This is a genomic window from Microbulbifer aggregans, assembly GCF_020524005.1.
In the GTDB taxonomy this organism is placed as follows: domain Bacteria; phylum Pseudomonadota; class Gammaproteobacteria; order Pseudomonadales; family Cellvibrionaceae; genus Microbulbifer; species Microbulbifer aggregans_A.
Genome location: NZ_JAIVKK010000004.1, coordinates 507,520 through 523,027 on the forward strand (window position 1 = coordinate 507,520; position 15,508 = coordinate 523,027).

11 protein-coding genes are annotated in these 15,508 nt (G+C 57.9%); 9 read left to right on the forward strand and 2 right to left on the reverse strand.

What is annotated here, in order from left to right; genetic code table 11:
• Positions 1 to 29 precede the first annotated feature (29 nt).
• The 6 genes from LC093_RS09810 (at position 30) to LC093_RS09835 (ending at position 10,133) form a co-directional block, all read left to right on the forward strand.
• The gene (locus LC093_RS09810; RefSeq protein WP_226664604.1) at positions 30 to 1,475 is read left to right on the forward strand and encodes an NAD-dependent succinate-semialdehyde dehydrogenase; all 1,446 of its coding nucleotides are present in this window, start codon (positions 30 to 32) and stop codon (positions 1,473 to 1,475) included.
• 205 nt (positions 1,476 to 1,680) lie between these two features.
• Positions 1,681 to 2,994, forward strand: coding sequence for an aspartate aminotransferase family protein (locus tag LC093_RS09815; protein ID WP_226664605.1), 1,314 nt, complete (start codon positions 1,681 to 1,683; stop codon positions 2,992 to 2,994).
• Between the two features lie 351 nt (positions 2,995 to 3,345).
• The gene (locus LC093_RS09820) at positions 3,346 to 5,139 is read left to right on the forward strand and encodes a hypothetical protein (RefSeq protein WP_226664606.1); all 1,794 of its coding nucleotides are present in this window, start codon (positions 3,346 to 3,348) and stop codon (positions 5,137 to 5,139) included.
• Positions 5,140 to 5,430: 291 nt separating this feature from the next.
• A complete protein-coding gene (locus tag LC093_RS09825; RefSeq protein WP_226664607.1) occupies positions 5,431 to 6,222 on the forward strand; it encodes a DUF6515 family protein in 792 nt (263 codons plus the stop codon).
• A gap of 133 nt (positions 6,223 to 6,355) precedes the next feature.
• Entirely contained in the window at positions 6,356 to 8,638 is a 2,283-nt protein-coding gene (locus LC093_RS09830) for a mechanosensitive ion channel domain-containing protein (protein ID WP_226664608.1), read from the forward strand.
• A gap of 85 nt (positions 8,639 to 8,723) precedes the next feature.
• On the forward strand, positions 8,724 to 10,133 hold the full coding sequence (locus LC093_RS09835) for a rhomboid family intramembrane serine protease (protein ID WP_226664609.1): 1,410 nt from the start codon (positions 8,724 to 8,726) through the stop codon (positions 10,131 to 10,133).
• Positions 10,134 to 10,144: 11 nt separating this feature from the next.
• Here LC093_RS09835 and LC093_RS09840 read toward each other — a convergent pair whose 3' ends face one another.
• Positions 10,145 to 11,572, reverse strand: a complete 1,428-nt coding sequence (locus tag LC093_RS09840) for a tetratricopeptide repeat protein (protein WP_226664610.1) — start codon at positions 11,570 to 11,572, stop codon at positions 10,145 to 10,147.
• Between the two features lie 139 nt (positions 11,573 to 11,711).
• Between LC093_RS09840 and pepB the strand changes: the two genes are divergently transcribed.
• From pepB to LC093_RS09855, 3 genes are all read left to right on the forward strand, one after another.
• Positions 11,712 to 13,001, forward strand: coding sequence for an aminopeptidase PepB (gene pepB, locus LC093_RS09845; RefSeq protein ID WP_226664611.1), 1,290 nt, complete (start codon positions 11,712 to 11,714; stop codon positions 12,999 to 13,001).
• Positions 13,002 to 13,097: 96 nt separating this feature from the next.
• A complete protein-coding gene (locus LC093_RS09850) occupies positions 13,098 to 13,286 on the forward strand; it encodes an antitermination protein NusB (RefSeq protein WP_226664612.1) in 189 nt (62 codons plus the stop codon).
• Positions 13,287 to 13,384: 98 nt separating this feature from the next.
• Positions 13,385 to 13,819, forward strand: a complete 435-nt coding sequence (locus LC093_RS09855) for a hypothetical protein (protein WP_226664613.1) — start codon at positions 13,385 to 13,387, stop codon at positions 13,817 to 13,819.
• Between the two features lie 72 nt (positions 13,820 to 13,891).
• Here LC093_RS09855 and LC093_RS09860 read toward each other — a convergent pair whose 3' ends face one another.
• Entirely contained in the window at positions 13,892 to 15,415 is a 1,524-nt protein-coding gene (locus LC093_RS09860; protein ID WP_226664614.1) for a UxaA family hydrolase, read from the reverse strand.
• Positions 15,416 to 15,508 lie beyond the last annotated feature (93 nt).

The following is a 15,508-nucleotide window of genomic DNA, read 5'->3' on the forward strand; positions in this document are numbered from 1 at the left end:
TGAAGTCAGTGATTTTTAGGGGGTATTCGATGGATCTTAACAATAGCCAATTGTTGAAAACCCAGAACTATATTGATGGTGAGTGGCGGGATGGTTCGGCGAAGTTAGCGGTTACTGACCCGGCAACCGGTAAAGTGCTGGCTGAAATCGCCGATGGCTCGGCTACTGATGCGGAGCAGGCGGTCGCCGCGGCTCACGCGGCCTTCCCGGCCTGGAGCCGCAAGACCGCCGGCGAACGCGCAGCGGTGCTGAAGCGCTGGTACCAGCTGATTGTGGATAACCGCGAAGACCTGGCCCGCTTGCTGACCCTGGAGCAGGGCAAACCACTGGCGGAAGCGCTGGGCGAGATCGACTACGGTGCCTCGTTCATCGAGTGGTTCGCCGAAGAGTGTCGCCGCGCCTACGGCCAGACCATTCCCACCCACAACCCGGGCATGCGCCTGTCCACCATCCGCCAGCCCGTGGGTGTGGTGACCTGTATCACCCCGTGGAATTTCCCCAACGCAATGATCACCCGCAAGGCCGGTCCGGCCCTGGCGGCGGGCTGTACTGTGGTAGTGAAGCCGGCGGGCGAGACGCCGCTATCGGCGCTGGCGCTGTGTGCTCTGGCGGAGGAAGCCGGGCTGCCGGCGGGTACGCTGAACGTGGTGGTGGGTTCTGACTCTGCCGCCATTGGCAAGGTGCTGACCCAGGATCCGCGTGTGGCCAAGTTTACGTTCACAGGCTCGACACCGGTGGGCAAGCTGCTGATGGCTCAGTGCGCAAGCACGGTGAAGAAGATGTCGATGGAGCTGGGCGGTAATGCGCCGTTTATTGTGTTCGATGATGCGGATATCGATGTGGCGGTCACCGCCTGTATGGCAACCAAGATGCGCAATGCGGGCCAGACTTGTGTGTCCACTAACCGTATTTATGTGCAGGAGTCGGTGCACGATGCGTTTGTGGATAAGTTGGCGGCGGCAATCGAGAAGTTGCAGCCGGGGCATGGCCTTGAGGAAGGCACTACGCTGGGCCCGCTGATTTTCCGTCGCGCGGTGGACCGGGTGCACGGTCTGGTGGAAGAGGCAGTGGCCAATGGTGCAACGCTGCGCCTGGGCGGTGATTTCCTGCCGAATGGCGAGAACTATTATGCGGCGACACTGCTGACGGATGTGGATGACCCGATGCGCATTTCCCAGGAGGAGATCTTCGGGCCGCTGGCGGTGGTGCAGAAGTTCCGCGATGAAGATGAGGTAATCGAGCGCGCCAACAATACGCCGTTCGGGTTGGCAGCGTATGTGATGAGTGAAAACATCCACAGGGCGAATCGTGTGGTGGAGGCGCTGGAGTTTGGCATGGTTGCCTGTAACGCGGGTGTCTTCTCTACGACGGTGGCACCGTTCGGCGGCATCAAGGAATCCGGCATCGGTCGCGAGGGCGGTGTAGAAGGCATGGCCGAATTCTACGAGACCAAATACTGCTGTTACGGGGTGTGATAGCGACAGTCCCCAAATAATTTTTGTGGCGGCAAAGCACCGGGTGCGGGTTTTCAGGACCGCTGTGAACCCATCCCTGGGCGCTTCGGCGCAAACATCCTGTTTGCGACGATCCTGAAAACCCGCACCCGGTGCTTCGCCTTCACTTCTGAACCATATACTCCGTGCACGACGGATTGAATATTAGGAAAAATCGGAGCGAATCATGTCCGAACTGAACACCAACGCATTCTGGATGCCCTTCACCCCAAACCGCTCTTTCAAGGCGGCGCCGCGCATTGTCGAGCGTGCGGAAGGCATTTACCTGTTTGAAAAATCTGGTCGCAAGATCATCGATGCCACCGCAGGCCTGTGGTGTTCCAACGCCGGGCACTGCCGCACGGAAATTGCCGAGGCAATTCACCAGCAGGCGCTGAAGCTGGATTACAGCTCCATTTTCAATTTTGGCCACGAGCTGAGCTTTGAATATTCCGAACGCCTGGTGCAGTACACGCCGGATGGTCTGAACAAGGTATTCTACGGCAACTCCGGTTCCGAGGCGGTGGAGTCTGCGCTGAAGATTGCGCTGCAATACCAGCGCGCGCGCGGCAAGGGTACGCGTACCATGTTTATCGGTCGCGAAAAGGGTTACCACGGGGTGAACTTCGGTGGTATTTCCGTGGGCGGTATCGCGCCGAACTACCAATCGTTTGGTCAGCCGGTGAAGGCGAACCATATGCGCCACACACTGGATATCGAGCGCAATGCGTTCAGCAAGGGTCTCCCGGAGCACGGCGTGGAGTTGGCGGAAGACCTGGAGCGTCTTGTTGCGTTCCACGGTGCGGACCAGATTGCGGCGGTGATTGTGGAGCCGTTCTCCGGTGCCGGTGGTGTGGTGCTGCCGCCGAAGGGTTACCTGCAGCGCCTGCGTGAGATCTGCGACAAGCACGACCTGTTGCTGATTTTTGACGAAGTGATTTCCGGTTGGGGCCGTACGGGGTCGCCGTTTGCGTCGCAGGAGTTTGGGGTAACCCCGGATATGATCACGTCCGCGAAGGGTATTACCAATGCGACCGTGCCGCTGGGTGCGGTGTTTGTGAGTGACAAGATTTATAACACCGTGATGGATGCGGCGGCGGAAGGTATGGTGGAGTTTTTCCACGGCTACACCTATTCCGCGCATCCGGTGGCCTGTGCGGCGGGTATGGCGACGCTGGATATCTATGAGCGTGAGGGCCTGCTGACGCGTGCCGCGGGGGATATCGGCCAGTACTGGGAAAACGCCCTGCACAGCCTGGCGGATCTCGATAATGTGATCGATGTGCGCAATTACGGCTTGGTCGGCGCGATCGAACTGCGCGCGCCGGAAAACCTCAAGGGCAAGTTCGGGGCCAAGGCGTCGGCGCTGGCGTGGGACGCGGGTGTGATGGCACGTGGCATCGGCGATGCGCTGTGTATGTCACCGCCGCTGATTATCGAGACGCATGAAATCGACGCAATTGTGAATAAATTGCGCGACGTTATTTCCGGTCTCCAATAAGTTTACGTAATTTTATCCTCTACCTTTTGGGGCGTCGGTTCGGGATACCGGCGCCCCTATCTCCCTGGTTCATGGCGTTTTGCCGGTCTTTGCGCTAATCCTGATTAATAGCATCCGAAAGTAGTACATACGGAGTTCACCAGGATGGTGATGAAGAGCGCCTGTGCGGAGGGACTTTCGCGCCCTGTTCATTCAACTTTCCACGTCTTTTTTTGCGCATTGCTGGCGGCGCTCTGCGCTCTGTCATTGGCCGCATGTGACTCTGGCAGTAGCAAGAGCAACGGGCAGAGAAATAGCCAGAGTAGTACGCAAAGTAGTGGCAGTTCTGGTTCTCCTGCCGCGCAGACCACAGTGACCTGTGAAACGTCCGACGACGGCAGTGATTCCGATCAATGCGGCCTTTTACTACTCGCGCTCGCGGGCGTAGATGGGGATTTCCTGCAATATCGGGTGCGCATGGCTTCGCTGGTTTTGCGCCATAGTGATGGATCCGCGGTCGAGCTTTTTCCCGACGGCATCACCGTGGATTTTGCCAATCTGGAAGCGCTCGCAGAGCTGGCAACGGCCGCGACGCTGCCGGTGGGCAGTTACACCCGTGCGGAATTACTCCTGGATTATCGCGATTCGGAAATTCTCCTGCAGATCGACGGCGAGCTAAAACCGGCGGCGGTTGTGGATGCCGAGGGGGGTGCGCTCGAAGAGGTTACGGTCAGTTTGCAACTGGATATCAACAACCAGGCGGTCATCCATGCTAATGCGTCGGAATCAATGAACCTGACCTTTGACCTGGTGAGCTCCCACGTGGTCGCCTTCAATGGCGGTTTGCAGACGCAATTGGGGCTTTTTCCAGTACTGGCGGCGGAAGTTGATCCACTGGGATCGCCCGGTTTTGTCTTACGCGGGCGCGTAATTAATGTCGATGAAGCCGAAGATACCTATCGCATTGCCGTGCGGCCATTTTATCTCGGCGAGGGGCGCTTTGGTGGTCTGAATATCGAGACTGACAGTGAAACTGTGTGGCGTATTAACGGTGAAACCTACCTGGGCGAGGCGGGGCTCAATGCGCTGACGGAATTGGGCGCAGGCGTTGAAACCCTGGCGCAGGGTCGTGTTGATCACCTAGGAAAGCACTTCATCGCTGACCGGGTGTTAGTGGGGGCGAGTGTACTGGGCGCAGTGCTGGATGGGGTGGAAGGACATGTGGTATCGCGCACAGAAGACAATCGGATCTTTATCCAGGGCGGTCGTTTGTGGTTGTTCGGGTTTGAGCCGGTGTACCGGGATATCGTTGAAGTGCAGCTGGAGCCTACCACGGAGGTGTTTAACCCCTATTTTCCGGATCAGCGTGTTGCTATAGATGATATATCCATTGGCCAGCGCGTACGTATTTTCGGTGATTGGCAGGAAGATCAGGATGTACTGGATGCGCGACGCGCGCATCTGCTGCTCACCCGGCTCACCGCGATTGGCAAGGAATTAAATCTGGCAACGCTGGAGGCCGTTGCCGTGGCTTTCGGGCGCTGGCCGGCAGGCTGGTTTAACTTCCTCGGCACTGGTAGTGATGCCGATAGCAACAGCGACCCCAATGCCTACGCAATTGATGTACGGGATATTGATTTCACACCGCTGCCCTTTCAAGCGGATGCACCACTGGCCGTGTGGGGGTTTGCCGCGCCGTTTGGCAGCGCACCGCCGGACTATATTGCCGATGGGATTTCCGATTTCAGCGATGTCGGTGCGCGCCTGTGGATGAACTGGGTACCGGCGACGGCGGATGCTTTCGAACAGATCGATCCCATTCGTCTGCGGTTGAACCCGGATGCTTCCTTTGGAGCTTATCACGACCTGATACGTGCGGCTCTGATCACCGATATCTTCACATTGGATGCACTGCCGGACATTGAGCCAGTTGAACCGGGTGAATACCTGCGCGGAATTTACGTCATTGCCCAGCCGGGCAACACGGTCGCGGACTTGGTGATGTATTCCGATTTCAGTGACTTTATTGCCGACTTGAATCTACGCGTAAATCGCGGCGCCACCCTGCGTAACCTGCATGCCAGCGGTGGCTATCGGATTGATCCCAACCGTTTTATTGCGCGCGGTCTGGCCGTGCTGCTGGAGCCAGTGGATAACAGTCCTTGATCGGTACTCGGTGTTCAGGTGACCCACGGGTAAGGTTGGAAGTGGTGTCTGCGAGGCTAGACTTAGTGTGTAGCCGGCTGTGTGCCACAAGTGCGGAGTTCCAAAGGTGCTTGGGCGCTATGACACAAATCGCCGGTCTCGTCATGGAGAACGGCGCTGCCGGCTACCTCTATGCGGATAGTTCTTTCTCGTATCGCGCTACTGTGGCAAGGGAGGGTTGTATGTGTCCGCGAATTGTCCGTAAGAGCTAGTGTTGCCAGCCCGGTTTTGACCGAATTAGTTGAGGTGGTCATGTCGTTTCCCAGGTTGTCTTTTTGGCTGGTGCCTTTGCTATTTGCCGTTATCGACGTACAGGCGCAGCCCGCCGACCAGTCCAGTCTGGAGCCCAGAGAAGACTATTCTCGGGATCCAAACCGGGTGCGGACTTTGCCTGAGTCGGCCACGCGCCTGCAATTAAGTAGTCAGACGTATTTCTATCAAGGCGGCTATTTCTATCGCCGGGAAGAAGACGGTTACCTGCGCGTAGAACCGCCGTTGGGAGCTCAGCTGGATTTTGTGCCCTACGGTAGTACCGGCTTTGACGTAGACGGGCAGCGCTTTTATATGAGTGGAACTGGTACTTTCTACCGCTACGATCCACGCCGCCACACCTATACCGTCACTACCCCGCCCTATGATTGGCGCCGTTCTTACAACGGTGGCGATGTCGTTAGCGACTACCAAGATCGCCTGTACGGTTATGACGCCGAGCTGGAAGCCGAAAAAATCAAAGAGCAAATCGGCATTCCGCGGGCTTACCCGCCACCTGCGGCGGACGACGAAAGGCTGGAGGCTTTGGTGGAGTCGGAGCGACGCAATACGTATGCCGATCCTCGCCGTCGGCCGCCGCGTCCTTATGCGAATGTGCGCCCGGATTATGATTCTTCCGGTGAGCGCTACGATGACCGCGCATTGCTGGAAAGTGCGTGCCGTCGCGATGCCTCCACTGCTGCCCGCCGTGGCAGTACGCTAGAAGGCCAGCGCCTGCGGCTCTACAAGCGCGCCTATCGCGACTGTATCCAACGCTATGAGCGCCGCCGCTAGGCGCCTCGTTCTGTTCATCTACACTGACTGAAGGCCGTGCGCCTATACACATTTGGGCGCGCGGCTTTACTGCGCCCGGCGAAAAGCTGCGCCGGCGAACGGCAGAACTCCAACAGTCTGAACAGGGCCGCCGATGGTCGTCATTTCCCCCAGTGAAACCCGCCTAAGCCGCGGCCTGCTCCGGCAGTACATGGTTTGTGTGTGCGTTGCGCTCGCCCTGTTTCTGTCCACATCCGCATCAGCGCAGCTGCCCGGTTCCCAGCCGAAAGATTTTTCTCCCGTCATCCCCGAATTCGATAACCTCTCCGCCGACTGGTGGGCGGGCTGGCCCGACGCCAAGCCGGAGCAGCGCAAGCAGTGGCTGGATGAGCTGGACAAGGCCTGGCGCGAGTGGAATAAAAACCTGCCGGAAGAAGAGGCGCTGGCCAAGCTGGTCGCTTCGGTAAACGTACGTATCGAGGGGATCCGCAATACCTGGGCCAAACGCGAACAGCTGAAAAAAGTGGGCGTACTGCAGGATGTGGAATTCCCGGATACGCCGAGCATCCTGCAATGGGCGCAGGCCGACGCGGCGGTGGCGCGCGGCCGCCAGCGCTACAACGGGCTGCAGCTGGAAATGTCGCAGATGGACGAGAGCGTCGCCCAGTCGCTCAGTCGCCTGCGCGAGCGTGTGCTCGAACTGCGGGATATCGGCAAGAAAGACGTCGAGCATGTCGCTGCCATCGTCTCGCTGTTTTATGCCCAGATTGCGCATTTGCAGACGCTGGAAGAGCAGCGGATGTTGCGCGAGCAGCTCACCGCCTGGGGCGACGAGCTGAAGTTTGCCGATGCCGAGCTGAAGCGCATGCTCGATGAGCTCCAGTACAGCGAGAAAGCGGACAAGCTCTTACAAAAAGCGCAAACCACGGAAAAGGACACTCTGGAGGAGTTGGCCAAAGAGCGCAGCGCGGCGCAGAACCTAATTTTTGAAACTTCCGATGCCACCGTGACCTTGCAGGAACAGATCAAGATCATGAACTACAGCGTCGAGGCGCTGGCCAACCGCCTTGAGCTGCGCAAGCAGGAATTGCTGCTGGCAATGAACAGTGTGCTGCAGCCGGACGGCGATAAAAAGCAGGAGTTGTCACTGAGCAAGGACCTGGTTCCGAAAACCCAGAGTATCCGCGAGAACCTGACGCGGCAGCTGAATATTCGCCAGCGTCAAATCGTTGCCTGGGCCGGTGAAGATGCGAAAAGCATGAACAAGTGGTGGCGCCAGTTTGAAAAAGTCGACAGCGGCCTGAGCCGAGTGGGCGATTTGATCAACGACGTGCAGCGCTACGAAAATGCGCAGCTTTATGTCTATCAGCGCCAGCAGGGCTGGTGGCAGACACTGGGGGACCAGGTCGGTCACCAGCTCGGCGATTTGCGCAATAGCTGGCGCAAGTTGGCGAATTACTCATTATTCGCTATCAGTGGCCAGCCGATCACCCTGCGGGATATTGCGCAGATGATTCTGGTGATTATCGGCGCCTGGGGTGTGTCACGCCTGCTGGCATGGTTTTTTCGCCGCATGGTTCGGCGCAAACGCACCAGTGAGCACGTAGCTTACAACCTGGAGCGGGTGTTCAATTATTGTATTGTGCTGATTACCTTCCTGATCGTGCTTAGTATGGTGGGGCTGGATACATCCAAACTGACCCTGATCGCTGGCGCCCTGTCGGTTGGCCTGGGTTTCGGCATGCAGGCGATTTTTTCCAACTTTATCTCCGGCATCATTCTGCTGTTTGAACAGCCTTTGCGGGTCGGTGATCTTGTGGAACTGGAGTCGGGTGTCTTCGGGCGCATCCGCGACATCAACGTGCGCTCCACCCGCATTACCACCCGCGACAATGTGGATATCCTGGTGCCGAACTCCGAGTTCGTGACCGGCCGGGTAACCAACCACACGCTGGAAGATCCGGTACGCAGGATTCACGTGCCCTTTGGTGTTGCCTATGGCACCGATCCGGAAATAGTGCGGGAGGCTGCGATGCTGGCCGCTGAGCGGGTCCAGGTGACTTTTTCCAACTGGCAGCGCAAGACTGAAGTGTGGCTCACGGGCTTTGGTGATAGCTCACTGGATTTCAAACTGGTGGTGTGGGTCAACAGCAATGCGGTGTCTTCGCTTGGTGACCTGGCAGCCATGTACAACCTCGAACTGCTGCGGGAATTTGATGAGCGCGGTATCGAGATTCCTTTTCCGCAACGGGATGTACATGTGCGCAGCTGGGGCTCGTCAGTACCGGAGTTACCCCAGTCGCAACCCGCAAGCCCTTCGGCAGCACATACGGGATCAGCAGGCGTGGAAGACTGGCGTGGCGATGACGGTTCTGACGACGCCGCGGAAGGAGATGGCGATGCCGGGAGTGAATCGGGAGGCGCTCCCGGTCACTAATCCGGTGGCGGTGCTGTGACTGTTGGTGATCCGCGCCGCGCCCTGTATTCTGAGCCCTGACTAAAAATTCCTCAGGGACGCGTCTGTGCTGATCATTCCTATCCAGAACAAACCCGACTGGCGGCGACCGCCACTGGTGTGTTTTGCGTTGATCGTCATCAATCTGCTGGTGTTTACGCTCTACCAGAGTGGTGACGAGGCCCGCTGGCAGCAGGCGGAAGATTTCTACTTCGACAGCGAATTGCCAGAGCTTGAGGAGCGCCGTTTTTACGAATTTGTGGACCAGGAGCATCCTGAATGGCGCACCCAGGCCCAGGGCGCCGGCGAGGAATTTATTTACCAGCAATTACTGTGGAGCCACGAATTCCATCACTGGCTGCTACCGCGCCTGCAGGCGGAGGGAGAGCAGCACTGGCTGCAGCAGCGGCAGGAGTTTGCCGGACTGCGCGACCGGCTTTCAAGTTTTGCCTACGGCCTGACCCCGGCGGAGCCGACGATCCAGGGTGTGTTCGGGCACATGTTCCTGCACGGTGGGTGGGAGCACCTGCTCGGAAACATGATTTTCCTGTTGCTGTTTGGCCTGTCAGTCGAGCTGGCCCTCGGCGCACGCTGGTTTATGGGGCTTTATGTGTTGGGTGGCCTGGCCGCCGCCGGGTTGCACTGCCTGGTGGAGGTGGGTAGCCGGATGCCGGTAATCGGCGCGTCTGGCGCCGTGTCGGCGGTGATGGGGATGTTCGTCGCGGTGTACGGCGTGCGCCGCCTGCGTTTCTTTTACACTCTGGGTTTTGCCTTTGGCGAGTTCAGCGCGCCGGCGCTGCTGGTATTGCCGCTATGGCTGGGCAAAGAAGTCTTTGGCTATCTGTTTGGCAATGACAACATCGCCTACTGGGCCCATTTCGGTGGGCTGGTGGCCGGCTTTGCTGCCACGATGGTATTGATCCGCTTGCGTCCGGCGGAAGCGCTGCACGTGGAGGAAGACCTGCCACCGTCGCCGGCGCAATTGGCGCTCGCGCGTATTGAATCCATGCAGAACCACGGCAAGCTGCTCGAGGCGGGTCAGGCCGCGGCAGCCGCCATTCGCCAGCACCCGGATTCACTGCCGTTGATCCAGAAGGGCATCGAGCTTTCCGCGCTGGCACCCAATTCCGAGATGTACCACCGCGCCTGCCTGGCACTGTTCGTCCTGGCACAGAAACCAGGTGGTGATTTTGCGCCTGTTGCGCAGGGGGTGCGGGACTATCTCAAGCGCACCGCTGCGCCGAGGGCGCTCACGGTAAAAGTTAGCCTGATTCTGGCGCAGCGCGCGGCACAGGAGAAAGACTGGACGCTGGTGGAAGACTTGCTGCAGCGGCTGGTTGAGCGCCAACAGCGCCACCCGTTGATGGCGCGACTGGCGCAGGGCCTGGTCAACCACTACCGCCGTTGCGGTGATGAAGAGCGTGCCCGGCGCGCGTTGGCGCTAGCCGAGGCATCAGCCCTGGCCCCGGCGCAGTGAAAAGCCCGGCCTCAGGCTGTTGCCGGTACCTCCGCAGCGAGGATTTTCAGCAGCTGCCTGACTTCGTCGCTCACCCGGCTGTTGGGGAATTTCTGTAGCACGAAGGTCAGGAGTTTGCGGCTGTTGTCGGTGCGGTTGAAGCCGTCCATATAGATCTTGGCCAGCAGCAGGTAGGCGCTGTCCAGGCGTGTATAGTCCGGGTCGCTTTTGTGCAGGTTATTGACCAGAGCCAGGGCTGGCTTGAACTGGCGTTGGCGGTACAGTGCTTCGGCCAGCTGATGGCGTAGCAGGGACTTGTCGATCACAGGCGTACCTTGCGTGGCGCTGTGGGCCAGGTAGAGTTCGGCCGCTTTGTGGGCCTGGTTAAGGTTGATAAACCGCTCCAGCAGATGCGGGCCCAGTTCGCGCAGCGCCTTCTTGTCATCGATGGCGAGTAGCAGGCGGTAGTAGCGGTCATTGAGGGCGATATCGGATGGCTGCTGGCGCAGCGCGGTCACCAGTGTTTTGCGGGCCTCCTCGCCGCGTTTTTCCCTCAGTAGAATCAGCGCGTCCGCCAGCGCCTTGCGCCGTTCAAATTCCTTCTCTTCGAGAAACTCCTCATCCTCGACAACCGAATTCACGCCCAGCTGCTGCTGGCGGGTCAGGCAGATGTACCCCATCATCGCGCTGGTGACGATGGAGAAGTAGCTGGTGGCGAAGGCGACCAGCGGTAGCAACAGCCATTCCGGCAGCTTGCCGGCCACGATCGGAAGCAGGTAAGCCGGAGCTGCAGACACCGCACTGGTGGATAGCCACAACAGCCAGTACGGCCAGCCAATGATCAGAGTAAACTGGAGTAACTTGAGCGGGTTCACGGCCGCGCGCATGCTGTGTTCCAGCGCGAGCACAATCATGGCCGCCGGTGCCAGCAGGGTCAGTGCGATGGAATAGACCTGCACGGCGCCCTGGCCGAGCCCGGCAACAAGTGCGCCGGCAGCACCGGCGAATAGGATCATACCGATCAATTTAGCAAACATGGCTGCACTGCGTCCGTCCTGGGCATCAGCGAACGTCGGCGCCACCAACTGGCCGCGTGCCAGGCATTCGATTACCAGCAGGTTGTAGCGCAGCAGCACCGCAGTGATGGCTACCAGTACGAAGATCGAGATCCATCCCAATCCGGTCATGGCCAAAGCCGCAAGTGCGGTGATGGTGGAGATTGTCAGTGGCCCGGCAGACAGGGCGTAGCGGAAATAGAACGGAGCCATTTGCCAGAAAGGCCTGGCTTTATTACTGGCCCCAACGTTGTCCAGTCTCTGGTTACACAGCACGCACTTGGGGGTGGACTTGTAATAGTTGTCGGCGGCGCCGGGTACGCATTCCGTGCAGTAACCCTTGTGGCATGACTGGCAGTGCCAGACGCTGTTGGCACCGGAGTGATAGTGGCATGACTCGCCCATGGTGACTTCCCTGTTGACGTATATTCAGTCCATCGAGTTTATCGGCAGTATCGCCAATGGCGCAATCCGCCACTTGTGCGATGCTAAACTGGCCCCCATATCACAGGCTTAACACACTCCAAAACATCAAGGTGTACAGATGACAACAGCGATGCAGGTACGGCTGGAAACCACCGCGGCGGCGGAACAGTGGGGCAAGAATGCGCTCCTGAGCTTCAGTGAAAACGAGGCGCGTATCCATGCGACCGAGGCCACTGGCGGAACCCTGGTTGCCGTGCAGCGCGCTGCGCGCCGCCTCGACGGCATGGGTGTCACCGCAGTTGAGCTGGTGGGGGACAACTGGGACATCGAGAGTCGCTGGAGCTTCTGGGCAGGCTATTACAACCCGAACCGCAAGAGCATGTTTACGTGGGGGCTGGACGAGGGTGACGAGCTGACGGAGCTGGAAGCACGCAAGGCCGCGAGCCTGTGGGTGCGCGAGATCACCAATGGCACCCCGGAAACCGTTTCTCCGCGCGCCCTTGCCGAGAGCGCGGCAGACCTGCTGAAACAGCTGGCGCCGGATGCCGTGAGCTACCGCGTGATTGCCGGTGAAGAGCTGGTGCAGGAAGGTTTTGCCGGCATTTACAACGTTGGCCGTGGCAGCGTGCGTGAACCGGTGATGCTGCAGCTCGACTACAACCCGAGTGGCAATGCCGATGCACCTGTGGATATCTGCCTGGTCGGTAAGGGCATCACCTTTGATTCCGGTGGCTACAGCATCAAACCTTCCGCTGGCATGGCGACCATGAAATCCGATATGGGCGGTGCGGCGATGGTCAGTGGCGGTCTGGCACTGGCGATTGCCCGGGGGTTGCAGAAGCGTATCAAGCTGTACCTGTGCTGCGCGGAAAACCTGATTTCGGGTACGGCATTCAAACTGGGTGACATCATCCATTACAAAAATGGTGTTACGGCGGAAATCCTCAATACCGATGCGGAAGGGCGCCTGGTGCTGGCGGATGGCCTGATCGCCGCCAGTGAAGAAAACCCCCGTTATATCCTCGATGCCGCAACCCTGACCGGTGCCGCCAAAATGGCGGTAGGCCGGGATTACAACTCGGTACTGAGTTTCGAAGACGAAATGGCGCAGAAGGTACTGGATGCGGCGCGCGTGGAAAATGAAAAAGCGTGGCGCTTGCCGCTGGATAAATTCCACCTGGAGCAGATCCCGTCCGGATTTGCCGAAATCGCCAATATCGGCATCGACGGCAGCCCGGGTGCGTCTACCGCTGCGGCGTTCCTGGCGCGCTTTGTACGCGATGAAGGACGCGCATGGGTACATATGGATCTGTCTGGTTCCTACTTACCCGCAGCCAACGACCAGTGGGCGCAGGGCGCCAAAGGCCATGGTGTACGTACCATCGCCAGGTTCCTTCTGGATAACTAATTCCGGAAACGAATCAACTCACCCGCAAGGCGCTCAGAGAGCGCCTTATTTTTAATCTACATTGATGTACGGTCTCGAATAGTGAGGAATAGATTCATGGAAGAATACCAGGCAATGGTCCAATCCCGGGAATGGCTGGTTGGTTGGGGCACGCTCTCCCTCATTAATGCCGGCCTCGCGCAAGGCAAGAATCGCAGCGGATTATTTTGGTGGATCATCAGCCTGATCTTCGGTCCACTGGCAACGCTTATTATCGTCCTTCTGGGAAAGGTTCCCGAAAAATAGCCGGGCTATAGCGGACATATAACACCCTCGGTTTCCCGTGGGCTGTGGAATCCAGTGTGGTCTGGTTTAAATGATCGGTTAAGTGAAAGGAGCGGGCGATGAAGATCACAAAATCCTGGTTCAAAGAGCTACTGATAACCCTGATTTGTTGGTTTATATACGCGTATTTCTTGCTTGCTCTTTTCTGGGCAGGCTATAGCTCGATAAACCCTGTTCTGGATTTGCTGGTTTCAGAATTTGCCAGTGAAAATGGTTTGCTCACAAAAATCATTATGTACACACATGATGCGTTGTTGAATTTTTTACTGGTCTTGCCGTTTGCTGCTTTTATTTTAAAGGTATGCAAAGTTACGTCATTGCTGTCAGTACTGCTTTCGGCCGCTGTAGTGAGTCTGGTTATGAACACGGGCAATGTGGGATTGTTGCTGGACTCGCCTTCTTTTGCGCTGTGCTGGGGGATCTTTGTAATGCTCGTGGTTTCGCCTTTAGCGTATATCGCCCTTCGCCGATGGCTTGCTCCTGAGCCTACATAGCGGACCGGGTTAATATTTCACAAATAAAAAAACCGGCGATTAGCCGGTTTTTTTATTTCGGAGAATATTGGATCAGACCACTGCGCCAATATGCCAGGGGGCAAACTCATTGTCGCCGTAGTTGAGTTTCTCACTGGCACTGCGTTCGCCGGAGGCAATAGAAAGGACATACTGGAAAATAGATTCGCCGCATTCAGCCACGGAATAGCGCTTGTCGAGAATACCACCGCAATCCACGTCCATATCTTCGCGCATACGCTCAAACAGCATGGAGTTACTGGCGAGTTTGATACTCGGAACCGGTTTCCCTCCAAATGCGGAACCGCGACCAGTGGTAAAGCAGACCACATTGGCCCCGCTCGCTACCTGGCCGGTAACCGATACCGGGTCGAAACCGGGGCTGTCCATAAACACCAGGCCTTTTTTGCGAACCTGCTCGGCATAGAGGTAAACATCTTGCAGGGCTGTGGTGCCGCCTTTCGCCTGGGCGCCCAGGGATTTTTCGGCAATGCTGGTAAGACCGCCGGCTTTGTTGCCCGGAGAAGGGTTGTTGTTGAGTTCCACCCCGTTCATGCTGGTGTAGTTTTCCCACCAGTGAATTCGGTCAACCAGTTTCTGTGCAACTTCGGGTGTGGCGGCGCGGCGCGTCAGCAGGTGTTCCGCACCGTAAATTTCCGGGGTTTCTGAATAAATCACGGTACCGCCATTGCGCACCAGAATATCTGCCGCCGCGCCCAGCGCCGCATTCGCGGTAATACCGGAATAGGCATCACTGCCTCCGCATTGCACCGCCAAGGTCAGTTCTGAAGCCGGTACAGGCTGTCGTTGACAGGCATTGGCCGCGGGCAGCATGGCAGTGAGGCGCTCAATACCGGCGTCGATGGCCGCGCGCGTACCCCCAAGCTGTTGAATGGTCATGACCTGGAAAGCGTCACTTTCCTGCAAACCGGTTTCACGCATCATGCTGCTGATTTGCATGGCTTCACAGCCGAGTCCGATCAACAGTACACCGGCAAAATTCGGGTGGCAGATATAACCGTGCAGGGTGCGCAGCAGTGTTTGATAGCCTTCACCGGAAGTGGACATGCCGCAGCCGCTGTCGTGGCCCAGAGCAACAATGCCATCGATATTCGGGAAGTCGCGCAGCATACCGCTGTTTTGAAAATGTGCGGCCACTGCGCGGGAAACCGTTACAGAACAGTTAACCGTGGAAACTACAGCAAGATAATTACGGGTACCGGCTTTACCGTTGGCGCGCAGGTAGCCATCAAAGGTGGCGCGTTGTTCGGGGGCAAGCAATTCGGTCGGAGCATAGTCCTTGCAGAACTCATGTTCCGGGCGGTGATTGCCTGCATCGAGATTGTGCACATGTACATGGGCGCCGGGAGCAATATCTTCCCGGGCAAATCCGATAACCTGGCCGTATTTGATGATCGCTTCGCCCTGGCGAATGGTGCGTACGCACACTTTGTGCATCGCGGGCACGTCGGTCACCAGGGCCAGCATGCTCCCACCCCAGTTCACCAGCGTTCCGGCGGGCAGCGGAGCCTTGCTGACGGCGACGTTATCGTCGGAATGAATGTGAATGAGATCCATCTTTTTCTGACTCCGCTTACAGACTAAAGGGATGAGTAGCCATCTGCGGTTATGGTTTTCGTTATGATTGGTCGCAATCTAACACTATATTGG

What these genes read in the sequence shown, in the direction of transcription:
- LC093_RS09810 (WP_226664604.1), top strand. Translation starts at nt 30, where the DNA reads ATGGATCTTAACAATAGCCAATTGTTGAAAACCCAGAACTATATTGAT.
- LC093_RS09815 (WP_226664605.1), top strand. Translation starts at nt 1,681, where the DNA reads ATGTCCGAACTGAACACCAACGCATTCTGGATGCCCTTCACCCCAAAC.
- LC093_RS09825 (WP_226664607.1), top strand. Translation starts at nt 5,431, where the DNA reads ATGTCGTTTCCCAGGTTGTCTTTTTGGCTGGTGCCTTTGCTATTTGCC.
- LC093_RS09830 (WP_226664608.1), top strand. Translation starts at nt 6,356, where the DNA reads ATGGTCGTCATTTCCCCCAGTGAAACCCGCCTAAGCCGCGGCCTGCTC.
- LC093_RS09840 (WP_226664610.1), bottom strand. Translation starts at nt 11,572, where the DNA reads ATGGGCGAGTCATGCCACTATCACTCCGGTGCCAACAGCGTCTGGCAC.
- pepB (WP_226664611.1), top strand. Translation starts at nt 11,712, where the DNA reads ATGACAACAGCGATGCAGGTACGGCTGGAAACCACCGCGGCGGCGGAA.
- LC093_RS09850 (WP_226664612.1), top strand. Translation starts at nt 13,098, where the DNA reads ATGGAAGAATACCAGGCAATGGTCCAATCCCGGGAATGGCTGGTTGGT.
- LC093_RS09855 (WP_226664613.1), top strand. Translation starts at nt 13,385, where the DNA reads ATGAAGATCACAAAATCCTGGTTCAAAGAGCTACTGATAACCCTGATT.
- LC093_RS09860 (WP_226664614.1), bottom strand. Translation starts at nt 15,415, where the DNA reads ATGGATCTCATTCACATTCATTCCGACGATAACGTCGCCGTCAGCAAG.